This is a genomic window from Corallococcus sp. AB011P (genome assembly GCF_003611605.1).
Lineage (GTDB): Bacteria > Myxococcota > Myxococcia > Myxococcales > Myxococcaceae > Corallococcus > Corallococcus coralloides.
Map to the genome: position 1 here is coordinate 264427 of NZ_RAVX01000007.1, position 12226 is coordinate 276652.

Below are 12226 nucleotides of genomic sequence, written 5' to 3' on the forward strand. Positions count from 1 at the left end.
CCCAGAGGGGATTGAAACGAGCGCGTCTCACTCGGTCACGGTGCCTACCAGAAAACGCCCCCCCGGGGACATCCCCGGGCGGCGAACGCCCGGGGCCCTTCAGTCACTTCACCGGCTTAGCCGAACAGGCCGCCGACGAAGCTGGAGACGGCGGAGACGGCGGCGCCCACCTGGCTGACCACCGGGATGTTGGTGGCGGCGGCGATGGAGCCCACGGCGGTGATGACGCCCGTGACCTTCTTGGTGGTGCTGGCGTTCGGGTCACGCAGGGTGGAGACCGCGTTCGCCGTGTCGAAGGCGGCGATGGCGATGTTCGCGCCCGGGGCGAAGCGGCCGGCGGCCTTGGCCAGGGTGCCCCCGGCGGCCTTGGCGGCGGCGGTCGCACCGGCCTTGGCGGCGGCCTTGCCACCCTCGGACAGCGCGGCGCGGGCGGCGGCGCGGGACGCGGTGCCCGTGGCGGCCTTCAGGGCCACGCCGGACTCGCTGACGGCGGTCTTCAGGGCGGTGCGCACGCCGTTCTTGATGGCGGAGGAAGCGCCACCCTCGAAGGCGGCCTTGGCGGCGGCACCGGCGGCGGCGCGGGCCAGCTTGGGGCCGGCGCCCGGGACCGCGGCCTTGAAGGCGCCGCTGGCGGCCTTGTACGCGCTGCCGAACTTGTTCACGTCGCGGGCCAGCTCCAGGCCGCCCTTGACGGTGCTGACCGCCGTCTTGCCGGCGGTGGCGACGGAGCCCAGCGCCTTGTTCCAGTCCTCGCTGGAGCCGGAGCGCACGGCGTTGCGCACGTCGGAGATGGCCGTGCCGGCCTGGCCCACCAGCTTCGCGGCGTTGGTGATGGTGCCCACGGCGCCGCCCGCGATGCCCAGCTTGCCCTTGAGGTCGAGCTTGGTCTTCGGGTCCGTGGCCTTGGAGACCAGCTTGTCGACGTTGCCCTTCAGCGTCGCCTTGAAGCCGTCCGTCTTCAGGCTCTTGACGTTGTCGAAGCCGTCCTTCACGGCCGTCTTCACCTTGTTGAAGGTGTCGTAGCCCTTCTTCGCCTGCGTCCCGATGTCCTTCGCCGCCTTGATGGGGTCCTGCTGCACCTGGCGGATGGTGTTGGAGACGGCATTGCGGGCGCGGTTGATGAGGCTCATGTGGGGCTCCCTCGTCGGAGTTCGAGGAATGGATTGGAAGGGCTGCTGACGTCTTGCGGGGATTATCGCAACAGCCGTCGATCAGTTGCGTAGCACCTCACATGTGCTGAGAAGGTAGGTGTGGGACACCGGTTGTGGCACGGCGCGTCAGCGTCAGCGTCAGCGGCAGTCGGGGTCCGCGTCGTCGGCCCGGCCATCCGCGTCGTTGTCCGCGCCGTCGTGGCAGTGGCCCGCCTCGGACGGGACCCATTCGGTGACGTGGAGGGTGTAGCGGATGGGGGTGTCCCGGTCCGGCCGGGCCATGCCGTCCACCACCACCAGCACGGACTGCCCCTGCGCCAGGGTGAGCTTCAGCGCCGGGGCCCCCTTTGTCGTGGGATGTGGGTGCGCGGAGCAGCCCAGCTCCGTGCCCCGGCAGCCGGCGAGGAGGTACAGGGCGTGGCCGCCCGCGTCCGGGTCGTTGCCGGGCGAGGTGTCGAAGACGAAGGTGCCGGCCCTGGGCGCCGTCCATAGGTGGGCGCGGTCCTGCTGGAGCAGCGCGCCGCAGGTGCCCTGGAAGCCGTCGCCGGAGAGGGCCGTCTCGCCCTGGAAGGTGACGGGCAGGGCGCTGCCCAGGTCGTGGTGGGCGCAGCCCTGGCCCTTGCAGCGGGGCTCGTCGCGGCACTCGGTGTCGGCGCAGTCCACCCAGCGGTCCCCGTCGTTGTCCATGCCGTCGAAGCAGGAGGCGCCGGCCTCGGTGGCGCGCAATTCGTCGATGTGCAGCTCGAAGGCGCCTTGCGTGAAGGACCCGCCAGCCACGGCGTCCGCCGTCACCAGGACCCGCTGGCCCTGCGTCAGCGTCACCGCCACCCGGGCCCCACCGCCGTAGCTGATGCCGCCCGTGGCGCACGCCAGCTCCTCGCCGCCGCAGCCGTCCGCGTACACGGCGATGACGGACCGCACCGCCGAGCGGGCCGTGTCGAAGGTGAAGGTGCCCGCCCGGGGCGCCGTCCACAGGTAGCCCCGGTCCGGAGCGCCCGCGCCTCCGCAAGAGGCGGCATGGTCGTCCCGGGCCTCCACGGTGGAGCCCTTCAGCGACACCGGCAGTGCGCTGCCCAGGTCCCGGTCCACGCACACGGGCTCCGGAGGCGCGCAGACGTGGGGCACGCCCGTGCCGCCGCAGGTCTCCGGCGCCGCGCACGCGCCGCAGTCGAGCGTGCCGCCGCAGCCATCCACCACCGCGCCGCACGTCGCGCCCAGGAAGCCGCAGGTGGCCGGCCGGCAGCCCGGGACCGCGCAGACGTTGGGGACGCCGCCCGCGCCACAGGTGAGTCCCTCGCCGCACGCGCCGCAGTCGAGCGTGCCGCCGCAGCCGTCCGCGACCTGGCCGCAGTCCTTGCCCAGGGCCTCGCAGGTGGACGGCGTGCACGCGGCCTTGCCGCAGACGTTGGGCACGCCCGCGCCGCCGCAGGTCTTGGACGCGAGGCAGCCTCCGCACTCCAGCACCGCGCCGCAGCCGTCGGACACGCGGCCGCAGTTCGCGCCCTGGGCCGCGCAGGTCGTGGGCACGCAGGTGCCGGCGCCACAGACGTTGGCCTCACCCGCGCCGCCGCAGGTCGCGTCGGCCGCGCAGGCGCCGCACTCCAGGACGCCGCCGCAGCCGTCCAGCACCTCGCCGCAGCTCTTCCCCAGCGCGGCGCAGGTGGCCGCCTGGCACAGCGGGGCGGCGCAGACGTTGGCCACGCCGCCCGCGCCGCAGGTGAGCCCCTCGCCGCAGGCGCCGCACTCCAGGACGCCGCCGCAACCGTCGGACACGGCGCCGCAGTTCTTGCCTAACGCCTCGCAGGTGGTGGGGACGCACGGCGCGCGGCCGCACACGTTCGCGGTGCCGCCTCCGCCGCACGTCTCGTCCGGCCCGCACGCGCCACAGTCCAGGACGCCGCCGCAGCCATCCGCGACCTGGCCGCAGTTCTTGCCCGAGGCCTCGCAGGTGGTGGGCACGCAGGCCGGAGGCCCGCAGGCGTTGGGCACGCCGGCGCCTCCGCAGACCTCCGGGGGCGCGCACGTGCCGCAGTCGAGCACGCCGCCGCAGCCGTCCGAGAGCGGCCCGCAGGTGGCGCCGCGCGCCTCGCAGCTGCTGGGGACGCAGGGCAAAGGGCCGCAGACGTTGGGCACGCCGCCCCCGCCGCAGGCCTGGTCTTCCGCGCACTCGCCACACTGGAGCGTGCCGCCGCACCCGTCGATGGCGTAGCCGCAGTCCAGCCCCTGGGACTCACACGTCATGGGCACGCAGAGGGACGGGGGCCGCGAGGCCACCCTGGAGGAGACCGTGTCCTCCGGCAGCGTCCGGCCGCACGCCGCCCACAGCCCCAGGAGCAACACCCAGCCTGGCCACCCGCCCGTCCGCCCCATGCCCCGTTCCCGCCGCCCGTGAAGGACCCACCCGCCATGGGCCCTGGGGACAAGGGTGGGGAGCGGTCCGGTCCTCGCGAAGCGGCGGCAAGCCCCGGAGCGCCTCCGGCGGTCGGAAAGGCGTCACTGTCCCGCCCTGCCCGCCGGGAAGGCGCGCACTGGTGGACACCGGCCGGGCCAGGGAGGGGGGTGGGCGCGAGGGAGGGAGGGCCCCACCGTGAATGGACGCGGGGGCGCGAATGGACATGTGCGTCCAGCGGGAAAGGGACGCATGGCGGCAGGTCCCAGGCGCGCGAGACAGGAGGAGGGGTGGGGGCTCGGGGCGAGCCTCCTGGTGGCGCTCGTCCTGTTGGTCCTGGCCGTCGTGGCGCTCCTGCTGACGCGCGCCTCCGTGCGGTCGCGGGTGATGGAGCGCTCCCTGGACCTGCAGGAGGTGGGGCTGCTGGGGCGGGCCTTCAGCGACAAGGTGTCCCTGGCCAACAGCTCGCTGCTGGCGGGCGGGCAGTCGCTCTCCCGGGACACGGCGCAGGCACGGCGGCGCTTCCTGGACACCGCGGAACGGCTGGCCGCGCGGCTGGATACTCCCGCGGACGAGGCGTTGGTGTGGGAGGTGCGCGCCGCGGAGCAGGCGCACGAAGCGGCCCTGCGCGCGCTCGTGAACACGCCCACGCCCCAGGAACAGAAGCTGGCGCGCGAGCGGCTCGCCCAAGCCCACGGGCGGGTGCGCGAGGCGCAGGCCCACCTGGAGCGCAGGGTGCAGGAGCGGCTGTCCGTGGAGAACCGGTCCTCGGTGCGGGTGGACCGGTGGGAGACGGCGCTGCTGCTCCTGGCCTCCCTGCTGGGGCTGGCGGTGGCGGGGGTGCTGGCGTGGGTGCTCCACCGCCGGCTCCACCCGCTCCGGCGCGAGGCGGTGGCCAGCGCGCACCGCTTCCAGGCGCTGGTGGAGGGCGTGCGCGACTACGCCCTGGTGCTGCTGGACGCGCGCGGACGGGTGGCCAGCTGGAACCCGGGCGCCGAGCGCATCCAAGGCTGGAGCGAGGCGGAGATTCAAGGCCGGCCCACCTCCGTCTTCTACACGTCCGAGGAGGCCTCGGCGGGCAGGTCGGAGCGGGACCTGTCGCGGGCCCTCCAGGAGGGGCGGCTGCGCACGGAGGGCTGGCGGCAGCGCAAGGACGGCTCGCGCTTCTGGGCGGAGGTGTCCATCACCGCGCTGCGCGACGAGGACGGCGGGCCCCAGGGCTTCTCCGTGGTGACGCGCGACATCACCGAGCAGCGGCGCCAGGAGCGGGTGCAGGAGCTGCTCGCGGAGGCCGGCCGCGTCTTCCACCAGTCCCTGGACCCCGACCTGACGGCGGCGGAGGTGGCGCGGCTGCTGGTGCCGGAGGTGGCGGACGGCTGCATCCTCTACCTGCTCACGCCCGCGGGCGAGCTGAGGCCCCGGGCGGTGACGCACGTGCAGCCCGAACGCGAGGCGAGCCTGTGGGAGGCGCTGCGGCGGTTTCCGCCCCGCTCGGGCATGCCTCCGGTCGTCTGGGAGGTGATGCGCACCGGGCGCTCGCGGATGGACGTGGAGGTGGAGATGGACGACCTGGCGGCCTCCGCGGAGACCGACGAGCACCGGCTGCTCATCGAGCGCGTCGCCATCGGCTCCTCCATGGTGGTGCCCCTGCGCGCGGGCAGCGAGACGCTGGGCGCCTTCGTGCTGCTGACGGCCCGGGGCCACCGCCGCTTCACGCAGGCGGACCAGGTGCTGGTGGAGGAGCTGGCCGGCCGCGCGGCGCTGGCCCTGGAGAACACGCGGCTCCTGCGCGAGGCGCGCGAGGCGGTGGACCTCATCGCCGTCACCGCGCACGACCTGGGCAATCCCTTGCAAGCGCTGCAATTGCTGCTCAGCAAGGTGCAGCGCTCGCAGGCGGCCGGCAGCGACGAGGACGTGCGCCAGGGACTGGTGGCGGCGCGCGGGCAGGCGCAGCGGCTGGGCCAGCTGCTCCACAACCTGCTGGACCTGTCGCGGCTGTCCTCCGGCAAGCGGCTGCTGGACGCGGCGCCCATGGACCTGGGGGAGCTGGCGCGCGAGGTGGTGGAGCGCTTCGCGGAGGCCGCCGTGGAGGCGGGCTGCGACCTGCGGCTGGAGGTGGAGGAGGGGCAGGTGGGGCAGTGGGACCGCATCCGCCTGGACCGGGTGGTGACCAACCTCTTGTCCAACGCGCTGAAGTTCGGCCGGGGCCACCCGGTGACGGTGTCGGTATGCGCGCTGGACGCGGACCACTCGCGGCTGCGGGTGCGCGACGAGGGCGTGGGCATCGCGCCGGAGGCCCAGCGCCGCGTCTTCGAGCGCTTCGAGCGGGAGCGCGCCGCGCGGACGAAGGCCGGCTACGGGCTGGGGCTCTACATCGCCCGCCAGCTGGTGGAGGCGCACGGCGGCGTCATCCGCGTGGAGAGCGTGCCGGGGCGGGGCGCCACCTTCACGGTGGACCTGCCGCGCGTGCCCCGGCTGATGGAGGAGACGTCGGTGGCGGAGTCGTCTCCGCTCCACCAGTGACGCCCGTTAGAGGTGCAGCGAGGGCACGGGGGCGACGAGGCCGGGCTGGATGGGGAAGTCCGCGGGCAGCTTCTCGCGCTCCTCCAGCCGCTCGAACTCCAGCGAGTCGTGCGCGCAGAACACCGTCACCTGTTCGCCGTGGCGCTGCACCAGCTCGCGCAGCCGGCGCAGGTTGTACCAGCGCATCCACCCGTCCTTCTGCATCAGCTTCTGGTAGGCGCGCAGGCCGGAGGTGCACCGGTAGCGGTCCAGGTCCATCTCGCCATGGTAGAAATAAGCGTCGCCCGCGTGCAGCAGCCACCCCTCCCCGGTGTCGATGGCCACGCCCGCGTGTCCCAGCGTGTGGCCCACGAGCGGTACCAGCAGGATCTCCGGCGGCAGTCCGGTGAGCTCGCGCACGCAGTCGAAGCCGAACCAGCCTTCACCCCGGTGGGGGACGTAGGTCTCCCAGCGCGTCTCCTTGGACCACTGCATCGGGCGGAAGCGCGCGCGGTCCAGCCAGGTCTTCTGCGCGGTGGCCACGCGGTACTCGTCCGCCAGGACGTGCACGCGCGCGTGGGGGAAGTCATCCAGGCCGCCCGCATGGTCGAAGTCCAGGTGCGTGAGGACGATGTCGCGCACGTCGCTGGCCTGGAAGCCCATGCGCTCCAGTTGGCGGATGGCGGTGGACTCCTCCGCCAGGGCGGGGCGGCAGAGCACGTCCCGGAACAGGCCGTTGAGCCGCACGCGGGGCGCGTACACGTCATTGAGGCCGTAGCCGGTGTCCACCAGCACCAGGCCGCGCGGCGTCTCCAAGGCCAGACAGTGGCAGGTGAGCGCCGCCGGGCCGGTGAAGCCGCGCCGCCCGTCCATGAGCCGCCGGCCGGGCGGGCACATCGTGGTGCAGTTCAAGTGGTGGATGCGCATGGCGGCTCCCGCTCCTCGTGAAAGGCGGCGGCCGTCCAGCGGCGGGTGAACCGACGCGGGAAGCCCCCTTCCGTTCGTTCAGGGCAAAAGTGCGCCGTGGGTTCCCTGGGAGGAATCACCGCGCCCGGGCAGGACAGGGGCTCGCCTGGCCGGGGGGCGGCAGGACGCCGCTCAGGGGGCGGGGGACTGCCCGGCCGCCTCCCCTTCGGGCGATGGAGCCGACATCAGCACCAGCGCCTCCGCGTCCGCGACCGGACGGTGCTCGACGCCGCGGGGGACGATGAGCAGTTCGCCTTCCTCCAGGTCCACGGTGCGCTCGCGCAACTCCACACGCAGGGTGCCCCGGGTGACGAAGAACAGGACATCGCCGGTGGCGTGCCGGCACCAGGGGCCGGTGCCCATCAGCCGTACCAGGTGCACGGGCTGGCCGTGGAGCGTGCCCACGGGCCGGGCAATGCCAGGCGCCGGCAGGTCGGTGGAGGCGTGGGCCAGGTTCACCTTCTCCACGGGGGGAAGGGACGCGGAGGCTGGCGGGGCGCGGCGGCGCGAATCCCAACGAGGGGGACGGCCGCCAGCGAGGGGTGGGGTCCGGAGAATCGTGCTCATGCGACAGGGACTCCTTCAGGGGGGACGCGGTCCCACCCCCTCATGGGTTGTCTTTCTTTCTGCCAGAAACAGGGCCTGTGTTTCACCCCCTGCCACGGAGGCCGGTCCGGTATCCGACGGATGGCGCCGGTAAGATAGGGATTGCTCCGCCGGCATGCCCGACGCCCGGTTGTCCACTGCCGGAGACCCCACCGTGCGGTGACGAACGGCGGCCCCGGGGGGCGACATCGTCCGGAGCCACTGCCCCCTGGCGTCCCTGGCGCCACGCGCAGGAGCCTGCCCTTGTGGCGTACACCAAGGCGGTCGAGCAGCTCGGGCAGGCCCCGTCCCACCGGTCCCATGAGACGCCCCGCGGACCGAGCCGCCTCGACGATGCGCAGCACCTCATCGGCCTCCTGGTTCTCCCAGCGACGGCGGCTGTGCGCACGCTCCAGCAACAGCAGCTCATAGCGCTCCTGCGCCATCTTGCGGGTCGTGTTGCCCACCCGTCGAAGGTGTACGGCACGGAATCGCTGATGCCGCCCACGGTGAGCACGAGGACGCTCCGCCCTGAAGCGACCTCCACACTCTGGATGTGGAGGTCGAGCGGAGGCTCGAAGCGCTCTCGCGCGGTCGCGATGTCTGACGACGTCCGTTGACTACAGGCAGTCCACCAGGCCGTCGTAGATCGTCGTGCTGGTGCCGGGCAGCGTGGCGTAGAGGGGCGAGGTCCCGGAGAGCGCCGTCAGCAGCGAGGCCATCGTGGTGCCGCTGGCCAGCGGGCTCTGGCAGGTCCAGGTCTGCGTCTGCACGGAGATTTCACCCGTGGACGGGTTGAGCTCCTCGTTGCTCGCGGCGAACACCCAGACGCACTGGCCAATGACACCCGTCCCGCTGTTGACGGAACACTGGAAGCGCAGCGACTGGATGTTGCTGTACTCGCCTTCGCAGAACGTGTCCCCACAGATGTCGTCGAAGTTGTCCTTCAGGTTCGAGCGCAGCTCCAGCCACGCCAGATACTCTGGCTGGGACGACAGGTAGGACGTGGCATCGACATGGCTGGACCGCGGCTGCGCCAACACCAGCGGAGCGGACAGGGTCAATCCCAGCGTCGACAGCGCCAGCCACGAACGGATGTTCATCACGGAGCACCTTCCTGGAAATGACCGCCCCACGGACGGAACGGTCACCCGCAAGGCCATACGGCTTTGACAGGAAGTTCAAGCAAACCTTCGTTCACAAAGATTTCACGGTGATGTCTGATGAGCGCCTTCCCCTCGCAAGGAAAGGCCGGTTCCCCCATGCGGTCATCGCTGCGCCGTCTTCCCCCTGTCCTGAAGTTCACGGCCGTCACCACGGCTTTGATGTGGCTCTCCGCCTGCGGTGAGGGCGTGCTGGAAGAAGAGGAGGTGTTCGCACAGGGCCGGCAGGCGCTGTTGAACGGCGTGGGTTCGTCCGCGGCGCGGGCGGCGCTGACGAAGCGGTGGGCGCCCATCCACTACCAGGACGTGGACGTCACGGGATCGCACTCGCTCAGCGGCAAGTCCGACTTCATCACCCGCGTGGACTTCGACGGGGACTGGAGCGGGACGAACAACTGGGACAACACCAACTCGCGAGCGCTCACCGCGCACGCCTACCAGTCGGTGGTGGAGACCTCCACGCACTGGTACCTGCTCTACACGTTCTTCCACCCCCGGGACTGGTCCGACTCCATCTTCGACACCGAGCACGAGAACGACGGCGAGGGCGTGCTGCTCATCGTGAAGCGCGACGGCAGTGAGTACGGCTCGCTCGTGGGCGCGGTGACGGTGGCGCACAAGGACTTCTACTCGTTCGTGCCGTCGGGCAGTCCGCTCGGGTCGGGGTCGGAGTCCATTGACGGCACGCTGTCCATGGCCTCTTTCGAAGGGGAGTCCCACCCCATCACCGCGCAGGAGGCCAAGGGCCACGGCCTCAAAGCCTGGCCGTACTACGACATCGTCGGAGACGGCGTGAAGTACTACCCGTCGCTCACGCTGGCGGAGCAGCCGTCGTCCGCCACGGATTCGGATGTGCGCTACAAGCTGCTCGACATCTACAGCCCGACCGACGGCCTTTGGACGCGCCGCGACCTGACCACGCTGTTCTCTTCCGACGGCACGTTCCGGGGTGATACCAGTGGCGGCTGCGGGCTGGTGGCGGGCAACTGCGGCACCAACTCCGCGAACGCGCCCTGGGGCTGGGACGACCAGAACGACGGCCCCATCCTGCGAGGGGAGATCGCCAAGGACCCCGCGAAGCTGGCCGCGTACTACTTCAGCCCGTCGTCGCAGTTCTCCACGACGTACACGTTCAATCCCTTCCAGAACATCGGCAATCCCAACCAGCCCTGAGCGAGGAGGAGTCCGATGACGGAGCCCGCTTCCTCGACGGGGAAGCGGGCTCGCGTGTCTCATCGAGAGGGCGCGCTCAGCGGACCCAGTTCACGTTGCTGTACGCCTTCGCACCGTCCGCCCGCTCCGTGTTCGTCAGCGGCGCGTAGACGCGCGTGCTGATGGTGTTGGCGGCGGTGTCCACCTCCACGAGCCGCGTCGGATTGGTGGTGCCGTCGTGGAACGTGTTGAGCATCTGGTAGATGGTGTTGCCGTTCACGCCGGTGTCGGTGCGGTAGGCGGCGTTGCCCACGTGGCCGGAGAAGACGAAGCGCACGTTGGCGTACTGCTTGATGAGGTTGTCGAACACGTACTGGGGGCTGTTGTTGCCGTAGCCGCCGTTCGACTGCTCGATGCCGCCGCTGCCGTTCAGGTGCGAGTGGGTGATGATGATGACGTTGTGCTGGGGGAACTGGGCCAGCACGGTCTTCGCCCAGTTCACGGCGTTCGTGCGGGCCCACAGTTCCAGGTTCAACACCAGCCAGTTCAGGCCGCCCGCGTTGAACGTGTGATAGGCGTTGTCGCACTTGCCGGACTCGAACACGCCGCCCAGGGCCTTGAAGCGGGACAGCGGGAAGTACGTGTTGAAGGTGGTGGTGTTGCGCAGGTTGGCGTTGACGTTGCCGGGGCACGCGCTGCCGCCCTGACACACGGCCGCCGTGTCGTGGTTGCCCAGGGCGATGGCGTAGGGAATCTGGGCGGTGTCGAGCACCTGGTACGAATCACTGGCGCGCTGGTAGTGGAGATGGTCGGGCGTGTCCCAGTCCATCAGGTCGCCGGTGTGCATCACGAAGCGGATGTCCTGGGCCGTCTTGTTGTCGGCGATCCACTGCATGCGGTGGGTGAGCCGGGTGGGGGCGTAGACCGTCTCCTGCTGCGTGTCGGGGATGACGACGAAGGTGAACTTCGTGTCCACCGTGGTGGGCGCGGCGTAGAACTGGATGCCCTCGTTGGTCCAGCCCGCGGTGGTGAGCGCGTCGCGCTCCGCCTGGGTGACGGCGTGGCGGTGTTTCTTCAGGCCCGGGTTGTCGAAGCGATAGACGGGCACGAGGCACGCGTCCGCCGTCTTGGAGGCATAGAAGCCCACGCCCTCGTCGGTGGTGAAGCCGGAGGCGATGAGGTTCGAGCGCTCGGTGGCGTCGATGGTGACGATGTGCTCACCCCGGCTGGGGCTGTAGAGCCGGTAGACGGGGGACAGGCCGGTGCCGGAGGAACTCGCGGCCTTGAAGGGCGTGCCCCGGTCGTCTGTGTAGCCGTAGGTGGTGGCCGCGTTGGCGGCCTCGTTCGCGTTGAGGGTGAGGAGGCTGTCGCCCGTGGACGGACGCACCCGGTGATACACGGGCTTGCTGAGCGCGGCGCAGTCCAGCGCCGCCGTGGTGCTGCCCAGGTACTGGGGTTCAGGCGCCTCGCCAGGGCCGCAGGCGGACAGCACGCTGGCCAGGGCCAGGGATACGAGGAGGGAAGAAGGCTTCAAGATGTGCTCCCAGTGAAGTCAAGATGTTCAAGTTAAAAATGAATTGCTGGGATGCGCATAGCATTGGTGGAAGGGCCGGAGAAGGCACCTGTCGAGGAGTGTCACGCGTGTCACAGGGCCAGAACCGGATGAGCACGAGCAAGGCCGGGGTGTGGGGGCTGCTGGTCGTGCTGCTCACGGGCTGCGCCAGCGGGCCCACGGTGCGGTTGCGCACGGAGCGGGGGACGCGGACGTATGCCCCAGCCACGTGGGACCGGCGCGTGCCGGTCAGTGCTCGGGAGTTCGAGGAGGCGCTGGCGCGGCTGGTGCTGGAGGTGCCGCTGACGGTGCGGTCACCGAGGGTGGTGCGCGCGGTCGCGAAGAAGGGAGCGCAGCTGGACCTGGGGTTCGGGTTCATGCTGCGGGACGGGTACGGACGGTGGTGCCGGGCGCATGAGGCTCCGGGGGACTGTCTGTCCTTGCTGGAGGATGGGGCGGGTTTCGGTGAGTTGGACCGGCTGACGCTCGCGGTGGGCATGTCGCTGGACCCCTTGCGCGCGAGCATTGGGGCCGCGCTGCAGGACACGCTGAATCCGGAGTTCTTCGTGTCCGTGGTCTCGGGAGCGATTGCGTCCTGGGTGGTGTTGGCGGCGGCGCCGGAGCCCCTGTTCACCAAGGCCGCGGCGGTGATTGCCGCCGTGTTCCTGGCGTACGTGGGCGTGCAGTCGTTCCTCACGGTGGTGCGCGCGTGCGGTGCGCTGAAGGATGCGACGGACCGGGCGCAGACGTTCCAGGAGTTGGAGGA

General features: G+C 71.2%; 8 protein-coding genes and 1 pseudogene. 3 read left to right on the forward strand and 6 right to left on the reverse strand.

All coding sequences use genetic code 11. The features are described from left to right. Nucleotides 1-116 precede the first annotated feature (116 nt). Entirely contained in the window at nucleotides 117-1130 is a 1014-nt protein-coding gene (locus tag D7X30_RS21035) for a hypothetical protein (RefSeq protein ID WP_120564722.1), read from the reverse strand. Nucleotides 1131-1289: 159 nt separating this feature from the next. After that, nucleotides 1290-3521, reverse strand: coding sequence for a tryptophan synthase alpha chain (locus D7X30_RS21040; protein ID WP_120564723.1), 2232 nt, complete (start codon nucleotides 3519-3521; stop codon nucleotides 1290-1292). Between the two features lie 271 nt (nucleotides 3522-3792). Between D7X30_RS21040 and D7X30_RS21045 the strand changes: the two genes are divergently transcribed. Continuing rightward, nucleotides 3793-6063 carry an ATP-binding protein gene (locus tag D7X30_RS21045; RefSeq protein ID WP_120564724.1) on the forward strand — a complete coding sequence of 757 codons (2271 nt, stop codon included), beginning with the start codon at nucleotides 3793-3795 and terminating at the stop codon, nucleotides 6061-6063. A 6-nt stretch (nucleotides 6064-6069) separates the two neighbouring features. Here the strand turns inward: D7X30_RS21045 and D7X30_RS21050 are convergent, their stop codons facing one another. From D7X30_RS21050 to D7X30_RS21065, 3 genes are all read right to left on the reverse strand, one after another. Next, nucleotides 6070-6969: an MBL fold metallo-hydrolase gene (locus D7X30_RS21050; protein ID WP_120564725.1), complete on the reverse strand. Its 900-nt coding sequence runs from the start codon at nucleotides 6967-6969 to the stop codon at nucleotides 6070-6072. A gap of 171 nt (nucleotides 6970-7140) precedes the next feature. Next, nucleotides 7141-7575 carry a cupin domain-containing protein gene (locus D7X30_RS21055; RefSeq protein WP_120564726.1) on the reverse strand — a complete coding sequence of 145 codons (435 nt, stop codon included), beginning with the start codon at nucleotides 7573-7575 and terminating at the stop codon, nucleotides 7141-7143. Nucleotides 7576-8213: 638 nt separating this feature from the next. After that, nucleotides 8214-8696, reverse strand: coding sequence for a hypothetical protein (locus D7X30_RS21065; protein WP_120564728.1), 483 nt, complete (start codon nucleotides 8694-8696; stop codon nucleotides 8214-8216). Between the two features lie 159 nt (nucleotides 8697-8855). On the opposite strand from D7X30_RS21065, the gene D7X30_RS21070 reads away from it, so the two are divergent. Then, nucleotides 8856-9929 carry a hypothetical protein gene (locus D7X30_RS21070; RefSeq protein WP_120564729.1) on the forward strand — a complete coding sequence of 358 codons (1074 nt, stop codon included), beginning with the start codon at nucleotides 8856-8858 and terminating at the stop codon, nucleotides 9927-9929. Between the two features lie 76 nt (nucleotides 9930-10005). Here D7X30_RS21070 and D7X30_RS21075 read toward each other — a convergent pair whose 3' ends face one another. Further along, the gene (locus tag D7X30_RS21075) at nucleotides 10006-11442 is read right to left on the reverse strand and encodes a metallophosphoesterase (protein WP_120564730.1); all 1437 of its coding nucleotides are present in this window, start codon (nucleotides 11440-11442) and stop codon (nucleotides 10006-10008) included. A 107-nt stretch (nucleotides 11443-11549) separates the two neighbouring features. Between D7X30_RS21075 and D7X30_RS41995 the strand changes: the two are divergent. Continuing rightward, nucleotides 11550-12226 (forward strand): annotated as a pseudogene (locus tag D7X30_RS41995) (hypothetical protein); the annotation flags it as partial.